The 19,321-nt window shown below is 59.7% G+C and carries 17 protein-coding genes; 10 read left to right on the top strand and 7 right to left on the bottom strand.

The genetic code is table 11. The features are described from left to right. Positions 1-97: 97 nt before the first annotated feature. Together MET49242_RS21695 and maiA are read right to left on the bottom strand one after the other, a co-directional pair. Positions 98-1,267 carry an isovaleryl-CoA dehydrogenase gene (locus MET49242_RS21695; protein ID WP_036289126.1) on the bottom strand — a complete coding sequence of 390 codons (1,170 nt, stop codon included), beginning with the start codon at positions 1,265-1,267 and terminating at the stop codon, positions 98-100. A gap of 87 nt (positions 1,268-1,354) precedes the next feature. Continuing rightward, positions 1,355-1,993 (bottom strand): maleylacetoacetate isomerase, encoded by a 639-nt coding sequence (maiA, locus tag MET49242_RS21690; protein ID WP_036289125.1) that lies wholly within the window; start codon positions 1,991-1,993, stop codon positions 1,355-1,357. A gap of 152 nt (positions 1,994-2,145) precedes the next feature. On the opposite strand from maiA, the gene hppD reads away from it, so the two are divergent. The 3 genes from hppD to MET49242_RS21675 are packed head-to-tail and all read left to right on the top strand — an operon-like array spanning position 2,146 to position 5,634. After that, positions 2,146-3,264: a 4-hydroxyphenylpyruvate dioxygenase gene (hppD, locus tag MET49242_RS21685; protein WP_036286006.1), complete on the top strand. Its 1,119-nt coding sequence runs from the start codon at positions 2,146-2,148 to the stop codon at positions 3,262-3,264. A gap of 5 nt (positions 3,265-3,269) precedes the next feature. After that, entirely contained in the window at positions 3,270-4,568 is a 1,299-nt protein-coding gene (hmgA, locus tag MET49242_RS21680; protein WP_036286003.1) for a homogentisate 1,2-dioxygenase, read from the top strand. 13 nt (positions 4,569-4,581) lie between these two features. Beyond that, entirely contained in the window at positions 4,582-5,634 is a 1,053-nt protein-coding gene (locus tag MET49242_RS21675) for a fumarylacetoacetate hydrolase family protein (protein ID WP_051134398.1), read from the top strand. Here MET49242_RS21675 and phhA read toward each other — a convergent pair. Then, entirely contained in the window at positions 5,604-6,497 is an 894-nt protein-coding gene (gene phhA / locus MET49242_RS21670) for a phenylalanine 4-monooxygenase (protein WP_202804177.1), read from the bottom strand. The two genes, MET49242_RS21675 and phhA, sit on opposite strands and share 31 nt — an antisense overlap. Positions 6,498-6,688: 191 nt before the next feature. Here phhA and MET49242_RS21665 point away from each other — a divergent pair, with 191 nt between their 5' ends. Then, positions 6,689-8,185 carry a CoA-acylating methylmalonate-semialdehyde dehydrogenase gene (locus tag MET49242_RS21665; protein ID WP_036286001.1) on the top strand — a complete coding sequence of 499 codons (1,497 nt, stop codon included), beginning with the start codon at positions 6,689-6,691 and terminating at the stop codon, positions 8,183-8,185. 43 nt (positions 8,186-8,228) lie between these two features. After that, on the top strand, positions 8,229-9,116 hold the full coding sequence (mmsB, locus tag MET49242_RS21660; RefSeq protein ID WP_036289118.1) for a 3-hydroxyisobutyrate dehydrogenase: 888 nt from the start codon (positions 8,229-8,231) through the stop codon (positions 9,114-9,116). A gap of 191 nt (positions 9,117-9,307) precedes the next feature. On the opposite strand, the gene MET49242_RS21655 is transcribed toward mmsB, so the two are convergent. Both MET49242_RS21655 and MET49242_RS21650 read right to left on the bottom strand, forming a co-directional pair. Then, positions 9,308-10,003: a dimethylarginine dimethylaminohydrolase family protein gene (locus tag MET49242_RS21655; protein ID WP_256378623.1), complete on the bottom strand. Its 696-nt coding sequence runs from the start codon at positions 10,001-10,003 to the stop codon at positions 9,308-9,310. Positions 10,004-10,264: 261 nt separating this feature from the next. After that, entirely contained in the window at positions 10,265-11,329 is a 1,065-nt protein-coding gene (locus MET49242_RS21650; protein ID WP_051134397.1) for an ornithine cyclodeaminase, read from the bottom strand. Positions 11,330-11,458: 129 nt separating this feature from the next. On the opposite strand from MET49242_RS21650, the gene MET49242_RS21645 reads away from it, so the two are divergent. The 3 genes from MET49242_RS21645 (at position 11,459) to MET49242_RS21630 (ending at position 14,051) form a co-directional block, all read left to right on the top strand. Further along, positions 11,459-11,875 (top strand): Lrp/AsnC family transcriptional regulator, encoded by a 417-nt coding sequence (locus tag MET49242_RS21645; protein ID WP_036285997.1) that lies wholly within the window; start codon positions 11,459-11,461, stop codon positions 11,873-11,875. A gap of 1,327 nt (positions 11,876-13,202) precedes the next feature. After that, positions 13,203-13,424 carry a hypothetical protein gene (locus MET49242_RS21635; protein ID WP_036285993.1) on the top strand — a complete coding sequence of 74 codons (222 nt, stop codon included), beginning with the start codon at positions 13,203-13,205 and terminating at the stop codon, positions 13,422-13,424. A 60-nt stretch (positions 13,425-13,484) separates the two neighbouring features. Next, positions 13,485-14,051 (top strand): hypothetical protein, encoded by a 567-nt coding sequence (locus tag MET49242_RS21630; RefSeq protein ID WP_144259751.1) that lies wholly within the window; start codon positions 13,485-13,487, stop codon positions 14,049-14,051. Between the two features lie 231 nt (positions 14,052-14,282). Here the strand turns inward: MET49242_RS21630 and MET49242_RS21625 are convergent, their stop codons facing one another. Further along, a complete protein-coding gene (locus tag MET49242_RS21625) occupies positions 14,283-15,095 on the bottom strand; it encodes an IS5 family transposase (RefSeq protein ID WP_036279258.1) in 813 nt (270 codons plus the stop codon). 650 nt (positions 15,096-15,745) lie between these two features. Between MET49242_RS21625 and istA the strand changes: the two genes are divergently transcribed. Both istA and istB read left to right on the top strand, forming a co-directional pair. Further along, complete coding sequence (istA, locus tag MET49242_RS21620) at positions 15,746-17,284, top strand: IS21 family transposase (protein WP_051133996.1); 1,539 nt, start codon at positions 15,746-15,748, stop codon at positions 17,282-17,284. After that, the gene (gene istB, locus MET49242_RS21615; RefSeq protein WP_036282401.1) at positions 17,281-18,123 is read left to right on the top strand and encodes an IS21-like element helper ATPase IstB; all 843 of its coding nucleotides are present in this window, start codon (positions 17,281-17,283) and stop codon (positions 18,121-18,123) included. The genes istA and istB overlap by 4 nt, the downstream gene beginning before the upstream one ends. Positions 18,124-18,248: 125 nt before the next feature. Here istB and MET49242_RS21610 read toward each other — a convergent pair whose 3' ends face one another. Continuing rightward, complete coding sequence (locus MET49242_RS21610; RefSeq protein WP_051134568.1) at positions 18,249-19,205, bottom strand: IS110 family transposase; 957 nt, start codon at positions 19,203-19,205, stop codon at positions 18,249-18,251. Positions 19,206-19,321 lie beyond the last annotated feature (116 nt).

Below are 19,321 nucleotides of genomic sequence, written 5' to 3'. Positions count from 1 at the left end.
CGATTTTTCACATGTTCCGGCGAACGCGTATCGATCGAACTGTCAATGACGGGCATCATTCCTCTCTCGTCAATGCGCCTAACCGCAGATCAGAGCCTCACGCAGTTTCCTGAAAGAGTTCTCGGCCTATCAACATTCGACGAATTTCGCTTGTCCCTGCGCCGATCTCATAGAGCTTCGCGTCTCTCAGGAGTCGACCGGTCGGATATTCGTTCGTGTAGCCATTTCCACCGAGGCACTGAATTGCCTCCAGCGCCATCCATGTCGCCTTCTCGGCGGCGAAAAGGATTGCCGCGGCGGCGTCTTTGCGTGTCGTTCTCCCACGATCGCAGGCCTTCGCGACTGCATAGATATAGGCTCTCGAGGCGCTCAACGCCGTATACATGTCTGCGAGTTTTCCCTGCATGATTTCGAACTCGCCGATCGGTTGCCCGAACTGCTTGCGTTCGTGCACATATGGCAGGACAATATCCAAGCAGGCCCGCATGATGCCGAGCGGTCCGCCCGCGAGAATGGCTCTCTCGTAATCGAGCCCGCTCATCAGTACGTTTACGCCGCGCTCCGGCCGTCCAAGAACATTCTCGGCCGGAACGACGCACTCGTCGAAAATCAGTTCACAGGTGTTCGATCCGCGCATTCCCAGCTTGTCGAACTTTGGGGAGGCGGAGACGCCTTTGAAGGCTCTTTCGACGATAAAGGCCGTGATGCCATGCGCGCCGGCTGATGGATCCGTCTTTCCATATACAATTATAATGTCGGCGTCGGGGCCGTTCGTGACCCACATCTTGCTTCCGTCGAGGATATATTCGTCGCCGCTCCTCCGCGCGCGGAGGCGCATATTGGTTACATCCGAACCTGCCCCCGGCTCCGACATCGCCAACGCGCCGATGTGTTCGCCGGAGACCAGACGCGGCAGATAACCGCGTTTTTGCTCATCCGAACCATTGCGATGAATTTGATTGACGCAAAGATTGGAGTGAGCGCCGTAAGAGAGTCCGACCGAGGCCGAGGCGCGACTGATTTCCTCCATGACGACGACATGCTCGAGATAGCCCAGATTCGCGCCACCGTAGTCCTCGTTAACGGTCACACCAAGGAGCCCCAACGCTCCCATCTTTGGCCATAGGTCATTGGGAAAGGAATTTTCGGCGTCGATCCGCGCGGCGCGCGGCGCGATCTCTCGCGCAGCGAATTTCTCCACCTCCTGACGAAGCAAATCCGCGGCGTCGCCGAGGTCAAAGTCCATTGTTGGGGTCCAGTGACGCATGTCGCCCGCCTTCCTCATTCCAATGGCGGAGAAAACGTACATTTAGCGATCTGCGCCGGTTTCAAGACGTCCGGGAAAGGAATGCGTCTACTCGGCGTCAGCCTGCGCGGAAGGATGCGTGGCCCGGAACGCAGGCAATGTGAGACAGGCGGATTCGACCGCGCGAATTTTCTCCAGCCGGTCCAGCGGCGCCGCAAAGCGGCGCGCATTGAAGACCTGCGGGACAAGACAAACGTCGGCGATGGTGGGCTCCGCGCCGAAACAGAATGGCGCGGGTTCGATCGCCTGCTCGATCGCCTCGAGACCACCCTTCAAAATCCAGCGCCGCCGCCAGAATTCGATCGCGGCCCGGCTCTGGTCGAGCTCCTGCTGGAGATAATTCAACACGCGCAAATTGGTGAGCGGGTGGATGTCGCAGGCGACCATCAGCGCGACAGCCCTGGCCTTCGCCGCTCGAATCGGGTTCGCCGGGATAAGCGGCGGATTTGGCGCCAGCGCTTCGAGATATTCGATGATCGCAAGCGATTGAGTCAACACGGTCCCGTCATCGAGTTCGAGGGCGGGGACGAGACCCTGCGGATTTTTCGCCAAATATTCCGGCCGCTTCTGTTCGCCGCCGTCGCGCAGCAGATGCACCGGCCGACGCTCGACCGCGAGCCCCTTCAGTTCGATCGCGATGCGCACACGATAGGCCGCGGAGGAGCGGAAATAGTCGTAAAGGATCATTTCCGCGTTTCCTCCGACAAAGTCCGTGGGAGAAGGCCCCTCGCCCCCGACGGGAAGGAATTTTGACGCCATCCGTCCCCGCAGGGCTTCAACCGCGCGCTATCGACAATAGTTAAAGCTAGTGTCCGACCTACGTCCAGAAAGGTGGGAAAATGATTGGGCTTCGCGCATCCGCCGCGCCCGAGGCGAATGTCTCGGCGGAGAATCCGATGGGCACGGACGGTTTTGAGTTCGTCGAGTTTTCCCATCCCGAGCCGGAAAAGCTGGCGACGCTTTTCGTGGCCATGGGATTTACCGCCGTCGCCCGGCATAGGTCCAAAGATGTCACTCTCTTCCGCCAGGGAGATGTGAACTATGTGCTCAACGCCGAACCGGACAGTTTCGCCGCCGATTTCGCCAGGCGTCACGGTCCTTCCGTTTGCGCAATGGGTTTCCGCGTGGCCGACGCCGCCTTCGCCCTGCGACGCTCGGTGGCCATGGGGGCGAAAATGGCTGTGGCGCAGATCGGGCCGATGGAGCTGAATATCCCCGCCATCGAAGGTGTGGGCGGCTCGCTTATCTATCTTGTCGACCGATATGGCGAGGAGGGATCGATCTGGGACATCGATTTTCGATGGACGGGCGCGCGCGATCCGCATCCCGAAGGCGCAGGCCTGCTTTCAGTCGACCACCTGACGCACAATGTTCGGCGCGGCCACATGGACTCTCTTGCCGAATGGTATGAACGCATCTTCAATTTTCATCAAATTCGCTATTTCGATATTGAAGGAAAGCTGACCGGCCTGCATTCCCGCGCCATGACGAGCCCCTGCGGCAAAATCCGCATTCCGATCAACGAAAGCGCCGACGATTCCAGCCAGATCGAGGAATTTCTTTCCGCCTATAACGGCGAAGGCGTTCAACACATCGCCTGCAGCTGCCGCGACATCTACGAGACGGTGACGGCGCTTCGCCGGAGCGGCGTCGAGTTCATGCCCTCCCCGCCCGACTCATACTATGGGGCCGTCGATGCGCGCCTGCCCGGGCATGGCGAGCCGCTCGACAGGCTGAGAGAGCTCGGCATCCTCATCGACGGCGCCGGAAGCCTCGATGGCGCGCCTCCCCGGCTCCTGCTCCAGATTTTCTCGAAAACGGTTATCGGACCGATCTTTTTCGAGTTCATCCAGCGCAAGGGAGACGATGGCTTTGGCGAAGGCAATTTCCGCGCGCTTTTCGAATCCATCGAAGCGGACCAGCTCCAGCGTGGCGTGCTGAAACCGGCCGCGGAGTGAGGCCGATGGCGGCGTTCTACATGTCGGGCTTCGGCAATGAGTTCGAGACGGAAGCCTTGCCGGGCGCCTTGCCCAAGGGACAAAACTCTCCGCAGAAATGTCCGTATGGACTTTATGCTGAACAGCTTTCCGGCTCTGCCTTCACCGCGCCGCGCGGCGCCAATCTTCGTTCCTGGCTCTATCGCATTCGCCCCTCGGTCCTGCATGCCCGGCGCTTCACGGCGACCGCGTTGCCAGATTGGGAAACAGCGCCCGCGCGGGATATGAGCAGCCTCCCCGTCGGCCAGATGAGATGGGGGCCGCCGCCGGCGCCCGATGAAAGCATGACATTCATCTCGGGCGTAAAAACCATGACGACCGCCGGCGACGCCGACCTGCGCGTGGGGATGTCCGCCGGCGTCTATTTCGTCACTCGATCAATGGAGGATGAATATTTCTACAATGCCGACGGCGAACTCCTCGTCATACCGCAGGAGGGCCGTCTGTCTTTTTTTACTGAATTCGGGTTGATCGACATCGAACCGGGCGAAATCTGCGTCGTCCCGCGTGGCGTCAAGTTCACGACGAGAATGCTGGATGGTTCGGCTCGCGGCTATGTCTGCGAGAATTACGGCGCGCCTTTCACCTTGCCCAATCGTGGCGTGATCGGCGCCAATGGCCTCGCCAACGCGCGCGACTTCGAAACGCCTGTCGCCTCCTTCGAGGACAGGGAGCAGACGTCACGCATGATTGTGAAATGGGGTGGGGGCTTCTACGAATGCGAGATCGGCCATTCGCCGCTCGACGTCGTTGCGTGGCATGGGAATTACGCTCCCTACAAATACGACCTGAGACGCTTTTCGCCGGTCGGCGCGCTCGCCTTCGACCATCCGGACCCTTCTATTTTTTGCGTTCTCACCTCGCCTTCGGGGGAAGCCGGCGTCGGCAACGTCGATTTCGTGATCTTTCCCGAACGCTGGCAGGTCGCCGAACATACCTTCCGCCCGCCCTGGTATCACATCAACGTCATGAGCGAATTCATGGGCCTGATTCATGGCCGTTACGATGCGAAGCCCGAGGGCTTTCTCCCCGGGGGAGCATCATTGCACAATTGCATGCTGCCGCATGGGCCTGACGCGGCGGCCTTTGCGCAGGCGTCGAAAGCCGGGCTGAAGCCCGAGAAGCTCGCCGGCTCGCTTGCCTTCATGTTCGAGAGCCGGTTACCGCAGCATCCGACCCGCTACGCCGCAACGCTGCCGGTATTGCAGCATGACTATGCCGATTGCTGGTCCGCTTTGCGAAAAAACTTCGATGGAACGCCATGAGGATTGCCCAATTATGAAGCTGGCGTCACTGAAGGACGGACGCGACGGCAAGCTTGTCGTCGTCACGCGAGATCTCTCGCGCGCTACGACGGCGCAAGCAATCGCCCCGACAATGCAGGCTGCGCTCGACAATTGGGCGGCGGCCGCGCCAAAGCTCGCGGAGCTCGCAGAACAACTCGAATCGGGGACGATCGCGAGCTTTCCCTTCAACGAAAGCGACTGCGCCTCTCCCCTGCCGCGCGCTTTTCAATGGGCGGACGGCTCCGCCTATGTCAATCATGTCGCGCTCGTCAGAAAGGCGCGCGGCGCGGAGATGCCGCCGTCGTTCTGGACCGAACCGCTCATGTATCAGGGCGGATCCGACGCTTTTCTTGCGCCGCGCGATCCGATCCCGCTGCTGGATGAAAAGCATGGCCTCGATCTCGAAGCCGAGATCGCCGTCGTCACGGACGACGTGCCGATGGGCGTCGAGAGCGCCGTCGCGCGCGGCCATATCAAGCTCGTGATGCTCGTAAACGATGTGACGTTGCGCGGTCTTGTCGCCGAAGAGCTTGCCAAAGGCTTCGGCTTCTTTCAGTCGAAGCCCTCGTCAGCCTTTTCGCCCGTCGCCGTAACGCCGGATGAATTGGGCGAGTCCTGGGACGGCGGCAAGCTCGCCCTGCCGCTTCTCTCCTTCGTGAATCGCGCGCCGCTTGGACGCCCGGACGCCGCCGTGGACATGACTTTCGATTTCGGCCAACTCATCGCGCATGCGGCAAGAACGCGCCCCCTCGGGGCCGGCGCCATCATCGGCTCGGGCACCGTTTCAAACCGCGCCGCCGATGGCGGTCCGGGAAGGCCCGTGGCGCTGGGTGGCGTGGGCTATTCCTGCCTCGCCGAGCAACGCGTCGTGGAGACTTTGCTCGAAGGAACGCCGAGCACCCCCTTCCTGCAGGCCGGCGACGTCGTTCGCATAGAAATGCGCGATTGCGACGGACATTCGATATTCGGCGCGATCGAGCAGATGGTTTCATTACCTACGCTATCAGGCGGCGCTTACGCCGCCCTGCCCCTGGCGTTGAAATAGTGAAAATCGCCCTTGGTCAGGACGCGATCCTCCGCCGCAAGCTCATGCGCCTCAAAATCCGGCAGCAGGCGCAGGCGCTCGTAAAGCGCGCCAAAATCCTGATAGCACTCGTTCAGCAATTGCTCGAAACTGTCGATGACGAAATAGGTCTGCTGGAAATCGCTGATGATGTATTTCGTGCGCATGATGCGTTCGAGATCGAAGGCCACGCGATTGGGGGACGAGTCCTCCAGCGAAAAGACAGTCTCCGCGGGCGACGACAGTATGCCAGCCCCAAAAATGCGAAGACCCTTCGGCGTCATCATCAGCCCGAACTCTACCGTATACCAGTAGAGCCGCGCGAGATTATGCAATTGGCCCCTCTCGAGCGCGCGCTGGCCGCCCTTGCCATAAGCCTCCAGAAATTGCGCATAAACCGGATCGGCGAGCAAGGGCACATGGCCGAAGACGTCGTGGAAAACGTCCGGCTCCTGAAGATATTCGAGCTCCGATTCCGGTCGAATGAAAGCGCCGGCGGGAAAGCGGCGATTGGCGAGATGATCGAAAAAGGCGTCGTCTGGAATGAGGCCCGCAACGGCGACAACGCGCCAGCCCGTCAGTTTCGAAAGACGTTCGCTCAGATCCGCGAAATCCGGAATGCCGTCGCGCGACAGCTCCAGCGTCACTTGCGCTTCGAGAAAGGCATTGCAGGCACGGCCCGGCAACAGTTTCGACTGCCGTGCGAAAAGCCGGTTCCAGCGATCGTGCTCCTGAGCCGTGTATGACTCCCACTTCTGGTCGATCGTCCAGTCCGCATTACGCGGCGCATCCGCATAACGATTTTTGGGGCTTTCGGACATTTTGCTGGCGGAAGCTTCGGCCATGGGCTTTCTCTCGGGCTTTCATACGCGCCGGAGCGCCTCGAAAGGCTGTTCGCACCAATTGATATAGGAACCGCCCGGCCTCGTGGCGAGAGCGCGCCAGGTCGGGAGCGGAGAAAAATCACCCTATCCGATCAGAAATGCCGCGACGCGCGGATTTGAGGGCCTAAATAAAGCGCGGGAGGAATGTCGGCATGAAAGAACTTGGTCATTTCATTGGCGGGAAATTTTTAAAGGGCGAGTCCGGACGCTTTGCAGAAGTTTACGAGCCGATGACCGGTTCGGTGGCGGCGCTGGCGCCGCTCGCGTCGAAAGCGGAGGTCCGCGCAGCGGTCGAGAACGCGATTGCAGCTCAGCCCGGATGGGCCGCCGTCAATCCGCAACGCCGAGGGCGCGTCCTGATGAAATTCCTCGAACTTGTCTCACGCGAGACGGACTCGCTTGCGACGCTTCTCGCTCGCGAACATGGAAAGACCATCGCCGACGCGAAGGGCGACATTCAGCGCGGCGTCGAAGTGATCGAATTTGCACTAGGCGTCCCCCATCTCATGAAAGGCGAATATACCGATTCCGCCGGATCAGGCGTCGACATGTATTCCATGCGGCAGCCACTCGGCGTCGTCGCGGGCGTCACGCCGTTCAACTTTCCGGCCATGATTCCGATGTGGAAATTTGGTCCCGCCCTCGCCTGCGGAAACGCCTTTATCCTGAAACCCTCCGAGCGTGACCCGAGCGTTCCACTCCGACTCGCCGAACTTATGATCGACGCCGGTCTTCCTCCAGGTGTTCTCAACGTCGTCAATGGCGACAAGGAAGCGGTTGATGCGCTTCTTGATGATCCCGACATTAAAGCGATCGGCTTTGTCGGCTCGACGCCGGTCGCCCAATATGTCTATGCCCGCGCCGCCGCGACAGGAAAGCGCGCCCAATGCTTCGGCGGCGCCAAGAACCATCTCGTTATCATGCCCGACGCGGACATGAACCAAGCCGTCGACGCGCTCATCGGCGCCGCCTACGGTTCGGCAGGAGAACGCTGCATGGCGGTCTCGGTCGCCGTGCCGGTTGGCGAAGCGACCGCAAACGAACTTGTGAAGCGGCTCATTCCACGCGTGGAAAGCCTGAAAATTGGCCTCTCGACGGACGAGGCCGCCGATTTCGGGCCGCTGGTGACGAAGACGCATCTGGAAAAAGTCGAGAACTACGTCTCGCTCGGCGTTGCGGAAGGCGCGAAGCTTCTCGTCGACGGACGGAACTTCAAGATGCAGGGTTACGAGAACGGCTTCTTCATCGGAGGCTGTCTCTTCGACGAAGTGACGCCGCGCATGCACATCTACCGGGAAGAGATATTTGGGCCGGTGCTTTCTGTCGTGCGCGTGGAAAACTATGCGCAGGCGCTGACGCTCGTCAACGAACATGAATACGGCAATGGCGTCGCCATCTTCACACGGGACGGCGATGCGGCGCGCGAGTTCGTTTCCAGGGTTCAAGTCGGCATGGTCGGCGTCAATACGCCGATCCCGACGCCGCTCGCCTATCACACATTTGGCGGATGGAAACGCTCTATGTTCGGAGATCTCAACCAGCACGGTCCGGATTCGATACGCTTCTACACAAAGACCAAGACAGTGACGTCTCGCTGGCCGAGTGGGATCAAGGATGGAGCAAGCTTTGTCATTCCGACCATGTCCTAATAGCGTGTGACGCATGACTTATAGCCCGGACGGAAGCAGGACCATGAGGCGCATCGGATTTATCGGACTTGGCGCCATGGGCGGCCCGATGGCCGCCAATCTCGCGCGCGCGGGTTACGAAGTGCATGGCTTCGATCTTTCGAGACCTCTGTGCGACAGGGCCGCCGAGAAGGGAATTATCATCTCCGGCACGGCGGCGGAAGCGCTCGCGGGGTCTGAAGCCCTCATTACCATGCTGCCCGCTGGCGAACAGGTGATCTCCGTTTGGGGTGAATTGTCGACCGATTTCGCAAAGGACATCCTTCTCATCGATTGCTCGACCATCGACATCGAAAGCGCGCGCGTCGTCCATCAGATCGCGAAAGCCAGCGAAGCCTTGTCGGTGGACGCCCCGGTGTCAGGCGGTGTAGCAGGGGCCGAAGCCGGCGCACTCACCTTCATGTGCGGAGCAGAAGAATTGGCTTTCCGAGCGGCAAAGCCCATCCTTGAAGCGATGGGCAAGCGGATTATCCATTGCGGCGGACCAGGCCTCGGACAAGCCGCGAAAATATGCAATAATGTAATGTTAGGTGTCACCATGATCGCTACTGCGGAAGCCTTTGTGCTCGCGGAAAAAATCGGCCTCTCGCATCAGGCTTTGTTCGACGTGGCTTCAGTTTCGTCCGGACAATCCTGGTCGCTTACGAGCTATTGCCCCGCGCCCGGTCTTGTATCTTCATCGCCCGCCAACAACGATTACAAACCCGGATTTTTGGCCGCGCTCATGCTGAAAGATCTGAAGCTCGCGCAGGATACAGCTTCCCGACTCGGCGTAGCAATACCGCTCGGCGCGCTCGCAACGCAAATTTATGCGCTTTACAACGCCCAAGGGGGCGGCGGCATGGATTTTTCCGGGGTGATAAATATGATCCGCGGAGAACGACAGTCCTGATCACGGCTCAGCCCGCGAAAACGTCGGACTCAAAGAAACAATTCGGACGATAGGAGAAGCGACGCCTTTCATCGTTCCTCTGTCTCCTCAATCCAACTGTCATGGCGTCGAACATGAAGAACGCGCGACGGCAAGGCGGCCCATGCTTACCGGTTTCGCAAATCGTGGGGCAGCAAGCATGGGCCTTGCAGCTATTTGTCGGTCAACTTCAACGTCAGGCACTTCGCCGATCCACCGGCCTTCAAAAATTCTGAAAGCGGCGTCAGCACCGGCGCGAACCCCGCGTCGCGCAATTGCGATTGCAGTTCGTCAGACGCATCGTTCATATAAAGGTGTCCGTCGACGTCGACAGAATTGCAGGCAAAAGACATTGCGTCCGTTTCGCTGACCTCGATGCGCTTTCTTTCCGGCGTCATGGCGGCGATCACTTCCCGCGAATCCGCATCAAAAGCGGGCGGGTAATACATGAGCCACCCGCCGGCAAGCGGGCAGAAGCATGTGTCCAGATGATAGAAGCGCGGGTCCACGAGACGCAGTCTGATTGCTTCTCGCGCGAAAATCATTTCAAGAAGCTCTGCCGCGCGCGCACTGGATCGCCACCCATGACCACACCAGATCAAGCGGCGCTCGCAATCGACCAAGGCGTCTCCCGCCCCTTCGAAGGCGACATCTGCGGGCCAGGGCGCTATTGTGAACCCCTGCCGATCGAACCAGTCGCGAAAAATTTCTTCCTCCGACCGCCTCTCTTCGGCGCGGAAACGACTGACCACAACTGTGTCCTCTATCACCAGCCCGGCGTTCGCGGTGAAAACCATGTCGGGGAGACCGGGTACCGGCGTAATGAAAGTGAGATCCGCCGTCAAAGACAGCAGACGCCGAAGATTCATCCATTGCTCCCACGCGAGCGAACGCCGGGCTTCACCGATCTGATTTTCCATCCAGGGATTGATGACATATTCGACGCCGAAATTGTCGGGGGCACACATCAATATGCGATCACGTCTCGCCGCGCGGTCGCATTCCATCGACAACTTCGTCGCTCGCTGACTGTTAGCGAGCGAATATTCCCCACGCATGGAATTCTCGGGCGTCTGCAGACCCCTCGGGGTGCTGATCATCGACGGGCCCCTGCTCCTTACCGCTTCTGGTTACATCGCGTTCTGCGCAGGTCGGCAATTGCGTGCGGTCTCTTCGACTTCCGATTGTTGCAGCAGTGCAAAGAGGTCTTTCGGATCTTCTGGCGATGCGATGAGATCGATCTCTTCGCCAATGCCTACTTGCGTTGCGAGATCGTGAAGCAGCCGCAGAACGGAGAAGTCCTCGATCGCGAAGCCGACGCTGTCAAACAACGTAATCTCCCAATCCGACATGCGCCCGGATTTGTGGCCCGCAATGAGCTCCCACAATTCGGTCACAGGATGTTCGGCGTCCAATTGCTGGATCTCTCCTTCCAGACGTGTTTGCGGCGCGTACTCGACAAAGATATTTGCTCGCAACAAGAGATCGCGCGCCAGTTCGACCTTCCCCGGACAATCACCGCCGATCGCATTTATATGGACGCCGGAGCCGACCATGTCGTTCGACAGAATCGTCGACATCTTCTTGTCGGCGGTGATCGTGGTGATGATGTCGGCGCTGGCGACGGCCTCGCGCGCACTATCGCAGCGCATGATTGAAACGCCTGCGCCGCTCATGTTGCGCGCGAATTTTTCACCTGCCCTCGGGTCGATGTCGAAGACCCGGAGCCTTTTTATCCCGAGCGCAGCTTCGAAAGCGTGCGCCTGAAACTCGGCTTGGGCCCCGAGCCCGATCAGCGCCATCGTCTCGCAGTTCGAACGCGCGAGATGACGCGCAGCAAGCGCGGAAGTCGCCGCGGTTCGAAACGCCGTGGCTAGCGTCATGTCGGCGAGCAGCCGCGGATAACCGGTTTCGACATCCGCGAGAACACCAAACGCCACGACAGTCTGCAAGCCCCGCAACGTGTTCGCCGGATGTCCATTGACGAATTTGAAGCTGAAGGTTCCGGAATTGGCTGTCGGCATCAGTTCGATGACGCCATTTGGGGAGTGACTGGCGTACCGCGGCCCCCGCTCGAAAGTCTCCCAGCGTCCGAAGTCCTGACGCAGATATTCGATCAGCTGAAGCGTAAAGCTCCGCAATCCTATGCTTTGGATGATCCGCGCGACGTTCCGCGCACCCAGAAACATAACCATTTGCCGTCCCCGAGAAATTACGGGGAAGGTAGCGTCGGAACCATCTAATTGATATGGCGGAAATATACTGGAAATGTGGGGAAATTGTCATATCTGTCATCATGATCGATCAATTCGCCAGAGGCCTTGATGGACGATCTCGATCGCCGCCTGATTGCGGCCTTGCGCATCGAAGGACGGGCATCGCTGTCAGCCCTTGCAAAGTTGCTTGGCGTCTCGCGCGGGACTGTCCAAAACAGACTCGACCGAATGATCGCTGCAGAAGTCATCCTGGGCTTCACCGTGCGTGTCAAGGACGCGGCGACAAAAAGTCGGATCCGCGCGATAATGATGATCGAAGTATCAGGAAAGAATACAAAGCGGGTCGCGCAATCGCTCCGGGGACTGCCGCAAATTCACGCGCTCCACAGCACCAATGGCGCCTTCGACCTTGTTGCAGAGATCGCGGTCGAAGATCTCTCAGAGTTCGATCGCGTCCTTTCATCCGTCAGGGTGATCGACGGCGTCGCGCGAACCGAGACCAGCCTGTTGCTTGCGCCAGCCTGACCTCTTCATATTCTGTCGCCGCCAGATCTATATCGGAGGCGAGAGCGTGATAATCGACGCATTCGCACATTCAATAAAGCGGAGCGATTCGCACCGAGGCGCCTTCGCCATGGATGCGCTTGTTAAAAGCGACGAACCTACTCCTTCCTGCATCGGAAATCCGAACATGCGCGTTCTTCGCATCGCAGGGGTCCTGGGTTTCGCTGATGCGACCGCTTCCGACATACGACGGGGGCAAGCCAGCCGGGGCCCGCGCTTTAGAACCATAATAGCCGCCAGACGCCGACCATCCAGCCGGGCTAGGTCTTCGTTTTCCGGATCGGACGAATACGGCCAGGCACGCGCGATGAAACCGGGTATTCGACCGTACCCGGGAGAAGAGCCACAACGCCGCAAACAACATTGTTTATATAACTCGCCGGAGCCGACAGAAGAGACAACTTTTCGGGAGGGACAGTCGTCACAGAAACACTTCGGCAGGATTGTTTCGACGGTGTCGGCGAAAAGTTTCTCACAACGAGGGCATGGCTTTGGGGGTAGAACGCGCTAGCAGAACGAGGACGATTTGGCCGATGGCCGGCGGGCTCGGCTGCGGCGCTGCTCCATCGACTCTCTATTTTCCGCCCGCTTCATTGAACCGGTGGGACTCAAGAAAAGGGCAGCCGATTAGTGCTATCAATGTATGTCGATGCAACCCGGTCCAGTAGCGACCTTCAAAGTGATCGAGTCCAAGCTATTCCCTGAGCTGTTGATGCGCCTATACGCCGACCCGACGGACCATGCTCATAGAGGCGAGCCTCTTGATCGTGACGTCGATTGGCAGGTTCGACTCATGATATATTCGCTCTCGTGTCGACCGGCTCTCGCCGACGCGTCAGACCTCACCGCCAAGCGCACTCCCCATGCGGTGCTTCGCTGCTTTTGCGACAGGGAAAGCCAGACCGACTTCGGCCGGGTAGACCATCTCGCGCCGCGAACCGCCATCGCTTACAGCAGACCACACGTAATCAGAGCCTGACGGAAGCGCCCGCTGTAGCCGTAGCCTGAGTCGGCATGGACGCAGCGGAAGCCTGCGCCAGCGGCGATGGACGCGGTTGATCTCCCCAATCGCGTTCTCCGGTTTTTGTCAGAGCGGTCCGCCGATCTTCCGCCACACGCAGCCGCACCATGCGCTCTTGATCGCTTGCCTGCCTTTCTGGCAGGAATAGCCGCAAACCAACCATCACCGAAACCTAGTGGGTCGCTTCATCGAATCTGAATGGGCGCTTCCCCCAGCTGGATATCCCTGATTCGCTACCGCCATTGATTCGACCCTCGGGAGGTGAAGATGGCGCGGGAAGCGATTGAGGTGGAGCGGTATGTTGTGCGCTTGACCGGCGACGAGCGTGCACATCTGGAAGCCATGTTGCGCAAAGGCAGCCATCGGGCGAAAACGCTGATAAAGGCCCGGATTTTGCTCAAGGCGGACGTTTCCGAGGTGGGTGAAGGCTTGAGCGACGGCGAGATCATCGAGCAATTGGAGACTCTCCCGCCTGATTCAGTGCAATAGGTGGCTCCCGTGTCTTAGTTTGAGCCAATGGATTTGCGCGCCGAGTCCCGATTTACGCGGATGAAGGCATTGATTTCGCGACAGGAGGCCTGGTTTGTGGCGCGGCGCAAAAGCTGCTCGCGAAAGCAACCGCGAAAAAATTGTCCTGACCTGCACATGTGTGAGAAAGACGGAAATGCGATGAGCAGACATTTCGAATGTGAACGGATCGATAGAATCCGCTTGATGAGCGAAAAACGACTCTTTTCTGTCGTCAGGAGTATTGTAGACGAGCTTTCGAGCGAGCGCGCGACCCGATTGGGCATGGAGAAAGGTCTTATGAGTTTGTGGGACGAGTTTGCTGCGCAGGTTGCTGTCGAGCAGAATGATCTTTTTGAAATTTATGAAGAATATGTCGAGAGCATTTGTATGACCGCAGCTAGGAAACTGCCGACGTTCGACCTGCAGATATTAGCCCTGTTTTGCGACACTTATGTTGAATGGTGGCTAGATCGAGATGAGGATCGCGGCCGCGACCCCAGTGATGAGGAGGTCGCTGAGTGGGTCGGGTATGATTTGTTCGCTCTGGTTTTGGAAGCTGCAGAGGCGGAAGGAAATCTGTTTCTAGGCGGGACTGCGGACTCGTAACAACCGGGCGTGACGGAAAATTACGTTTGAATACTTGGCTTTTTTGAGCGTGGTGGGCTGCTTCGCCGAAGCGCGCGGAAAATTTTCATAACAATCCGCTGCAACTGATGACTGTCAACACCACGCATATCTGCGGATTCGAGGCTAGGCGCGCTTCCGACCAGTCGGTCGACGCAGCTCCTTCGGTTGGAGTTCCGGGGTGAATGGAGCGAGATGATAATCTAGAGGGTGTTATGCACCTTGGATCATGAAATCTGCTGCGCGCTTGAGCATGAGACATGCGAAGGCGACGACGTGGAGTCCTGCGAGGGTCTGAGCATAGCGCTCGTAGTCTTTGACGAGCCGCCTGCATCGCGTCGCCCAGGCGAATGAACGCTCGACCACCCAGCGCTTGGGCAGCAACACGAAGCCTTTTTTGGCCTCGGCGAGTTTGACGACGCAAAGCTCGGCGCCCTGCGCCTTTGCGGCCTCGGACGCCTTTTCGCCGGTGTAGCCCTGATCGACATAAACGAGTTCGACGCTTTCGCCTGTCACATCCTGCACGGCTGCGATGAGCTTGCCGACCTCGGCGCGGTCATCGACATTCGCCGGCGTGACATGCAACGCCAGCAAATGGCCCAATGTGTCGACTGCCATGTGCAGCTTCGAGCCGCGCTTTCGCTTCGCGCCGTCATAGCCCGCTCGTGGGCCGCTCTCAGGGGTCGAGCGCAAGGTGCGGCTGTCGATGATCGCCGCCGTCGGCTCCGCCGCCCGCCCGGAAGCGACGCGCAACTGGGCGCGCAGATCCTGCGCAAGCGCCTCGAACACGCCCGCCGACAGCCAGCGCTGCGATTGCTGATACACGGCGAACCATGGCGGCAGATCGTTGGGCATGGCGCGCCAGGCGATGCCGTAGCGCAGCACGTAACGCAGGCCGTTGAACAGCTCGCGCAGCGAATGTTGACGCTGCGGCGCGCCTTCGTCCATGAGCGTCAGATAAGGCGCAACCAGCGACCATTCTTCGTCGCTGACGTCAGACGGATAAGGTTTGCGAATCGGAGACATCCGATTCTACTAAGACAATCAATCACCAAAGTACATAACACCCTCTAGAGGAAAGATTGTTAGCCATAGATTTGGAGCAGTTATTTGCCGTAAGGTAGACGGTCATTGAGGGTACGGCGCGGCGGGGACGCTGTACGATGTTTCGATTTTCTTTAGTTGCGATGTGCCATGATTGTGCCACCATGTGCAAAATTGACACTCGGTTATCGACATTCGAGGATAAACAAAACGATGGTAGACGACGGTTAGTCTGTCGAAGTCGAAGTCTGACGAATAACCCGGCTCGGCGATTGTGGATTTCGAGTCACATCCAACGATTATAATCGGCGCGATATCAAAGCGCGCGCCATTCGCGTTCCTTGCTTCCGATTCATTAATCTCTGTCAGGCGCAGACGGGGCGCTTTCAGAACGGGCGACGATTGCGCGCCGTAGCGCCGTGAAGGTGCTTGACGGGCGAGAATTTGGCGGGGCGCTTGGACGATCGCTAGCGTTGATCAAATTGAATCGTGCCGCGTTCGTTTTTATGAACAGCGGCGGCAAAGTGTACCACTGAACCGGCTTTGGGGGCTGCTTTGACGGCGGCGCAAAAGTGTACCGGTCCTGATAGGCCGAACTCGATGTCATCGACTGGCATGGAGAGGCCGAAAGGATGTTCACAGTGGAACTCTATGCCCGGGTGAGACGCGCGGTGATGGCGGAAGGGCTGAGCCGGCGGGAAGCGGCCAGGCGCTTCGGCGTGCACCGCAATACGATCACGAAGATGCTTCAATATTCGGTTCCGCCGGGGTATCGGCGTCGGGAGCGGCCGATCTCGAAGAAGCTGGGGCCGTATATGGCCTGGATCGACAAGGTCCTGGCGGATGATCGGCTTGTTCACGCCAAGCAGCGTCATACGGCACAGCGGATATTCGAACGGCTGCGGGACGAAGAAGGGTTTTCCGGCGGTTACACGATCGTCCGGGAATATGTCGCGCAGGCGCAGTTGCGGTCGCGCGAGATGTTTATTCCACTCAGCCATCGACCGGGGAATGCGCAGGCGGATTTTGGCGAGGCGGACGCCTATATCGCCGGCAGGAAGGTCCGCTTTCATTATTTTTGCATGGACCTGCCGCATTCGGACGGCTGCTTCGTCAAGGCCTATCCGGCGGAGACGGCGGAAGCCTTCTGCGACGGCCATGTCGCGGCCTTCGCCTTCTTTGGCGGCGTCCCCCAGTCCATTCTTTACGACAATACGCGTCTCGCGGTCGCCAGGATCGTGAAGGGTGGAGAGCGTCTGCGTTCGCAAATGTTTGCGGAACTCCAGAGCCATTACCTTTTTGCTGATCGCTTTGGCCGGCCCGGCAAGGGGAATGACAAGGGCAAGGTCGAGGGGCTTGTCGGCTATGTCCGGCGCAACTTCATGACGCCACTGCCCGTGGCGGAGAGTTTCGAGGCGCTGAACGCGAGGTTCCTGGACGCCTGCACGAAACGACGGCGGGCGATCCTGCGCGGCCAGTCGACGCCGATCGGCGAACGCATGCAGGCGGATATGGCGGCATTCCTGCCGGCGCCGCCGGCTCCCTATGACGCCTGTCACAAGGTCGCGACGCGCGTGTCGTCGATGGCGCTGGTGCGCTACCGCAACAACGATTACTCGGTCCCGACGCGCTTCGGCCATCGGGAGGCGCTGGCCAAGGGCTATGTCGATCGGGTCGAGATTGTCTGCGGCGGGGAGACCATCGCCGTGCATGCGCGCAGCTACGGCAAGGCCGAGTTCATCTACAACCCGCTGCATTATCTCGCCCTGCTCGAACACAAGAGCCGCGCGCTCGATCAGGCCGCGCCGCTCGACGACTGGCGGCTTGCCGACTGCGTGCATCGTCTGCGGCGGCTGATGGAGGCGCGCATGGGGAATGGCGGGCGCCGCGAGTTCATCCAGGTGCTGCGGCTGATGGAGGACTTTCATCAGCATCAGGTCGAACAGGCGGTCGCGGAGGCGCTGCGTCTTGGCGCGATCAGCTTTGACGCAGTGAAGATGCTGCTGCTGGCCAGGCTGGAGAACCGGCCCGCGCGGCTCGATCTGACATTCTACCCCTACCTGCCGGCGGCTACGGTCGGCGCGACGGATCCGCGCGCCTATCTCGGGCTCGTCGCCGGCGCGAGCGTCATCGCGGGCGTCATGGAGACGACCGCGGGAGGTCCGGCATGACCATCTCGCATGAGCCAGGTTCGCAGACGATCGTCGCGCCGCAGGTGCTGCTGGGTAATCATCTCAAGGCGCTGAAGCTTCCCACCTTCGCGCGCGAATATGAGAAGGTGGCGCTGGAGTCGGCGCAGGACCGCGCCGATTACCCGCGCTATCTGCTACGCCTGTGCGAACTGGAGCGCATTGATCGCGAGCGGCGCAATGTCGAGCGCCGCATCCGGCTGGCGCGCTTTACGCAGGTCAAAAGCCTCGACACATTTGACTTTACCGCCCAGCCTTCACTCAACAAGCCGCTCGTGCTGGAGCTGGCGCGGTGCGAATGGATCGAGAAGCGACAGAACTGCATCGCCCTTGGGCCAAGCGGAACGGGGAAGACCCACGTCGCGCTCGCCCTGGGGCTCGCCGCCTGCCAGAAGGGGTTCAGCGTCGCGTTCACGACCGCCGCGGCTCTTGTGCACGAACTGATGGAGGCGCGCGACGAGCGCCGCCTGCGCGCGCTGCAAAAGCATCTCAACACCGTCAAACTGCTGATCGTCGACGAACTGGGCTATGTGCCGTTCACGGCGGTCGGCTCAGAGCTGCTCTTCGAGGTCTTCAGCCAGCGCTATGAACGCGGTGCGACGCTGGTGACCAGCAATCTGCCCTTTGATGAATGGACGTCGGTGTTTGGCTCCGAGCGTCTCACCGGCGCATTGCTCGACCGGCTCACCCATCATGTCCACATTCTGGAAATGAACGGCGAGAGCTATCGGCTGGCGACCGCAAAGAAAGCGCAACGGCGAAACCGCGATCTCCCCGACGCGCCCGCAATCGACAAAGGAGGCGCCGACACGACGAACTGATCGCCGTCGCGCGCGTTGAACCGCGCTGCGCTACGCTCCGCGCGCCTCAACGCCCGCGTCAACTAAACTACAAGGGCCGTGCGGCCCTTTTCTCGAAACCAGACCGGTACACTTTTACCCCGCCTTCATGCACATTTTGTCCCCGCCATTGACATCCGCGGCTTGCGGCCGAGAATGCGGCCAAGCCAATTGTCGGGCAATACGCCCTTGCGCACGATCCAGCGGATCCTGCTCATGGCGCCGACGATCAGCAACCGGCGGATATCGTTCTGCCCCATCTTGCTGACCGCCCCCAGTCGGGTTTTCCCGCCTGTCGAATGCTGGCGTGGCACAAGACCGAGCCAGGCGGCGAAATTTCTGCCGCTCGAAAAAGCCCGCAAGTCCGGAGCGAAGGCGAGCACGGCTCCGGCGGTCACAGGGCCAACGCCCGGGACAGTGCAAAGACGCCGCATCTCGTCGTTTTCCTTCGTCGCTTTTTTGAGCCGCAGAGCCAGATCCTCGATCTTGGAAGTAATCGCTTCGATCTGATCGAGGAAGAGCTGGACGACGTCCCGCACTGCTTCTGGGACATCGACGCTTTCATCCTTCATCATGTCGACGAGTGACTTCAAATTCGCGGGGCCTTTCGCGACGACCAGTCCGAACTCCGCCAGGTGACCGCGAAGCGCGTTGATCAATTGCGTGCGTTGTCCGACGAAGCATTGATGGGCGCGGAAGGCGACGGCCCGCGCCTGATGTTCGGCGCTCTTGACCGCCACGCAATGCATGTTCGGCCGCAAAGCGGCCTCGGCGATCGCCGCAGCATCCGCGGCGTCATTCTTCTGACGCTTCACAAACGGCTTGACGTAGATCGGCTGGATCAGACGAACCTCGTGTCCACAAGCAACTCCCATTCGGCCCCAGTAATGGCTCGTCGCGCAGGCTTCCATCGCGACGATGCAGGGCGGCTGCGCCCGGAGGATTTGCTCGAGTTTCGAACGAGACACGGTCCGATTGAACAGAACCGCCCCGCCGCGATCCGTCCCGCAAAGCTGAAAACTGCGTTTCGCCAAATCGATCGCCAAAACATGAACTTCAGACATATGCACGTCCTCCATAACTGCGCCTCCCGGCGCCGACCCAGCATCACACAATGCTGGGTGGAGGGGGCATCCACCCCATCAGTTCATAGCCCGTCTCGCGCTGGCGTTGCGACCAC

Source organism: Methylocystis sp. ATCC 49242, assembly GCF_000188155.2.
GTDB lineage: Bacteria > Pseudomonadota > Alphaproteobacteria > Rhizobiales > Beijerinckiaceae > Methylocystis.
The sequence above is the reverse complement of the archived record's forward strand: the minus strand, read 5'-3'. Positions and strand labels throughout refer to the sequence as shown.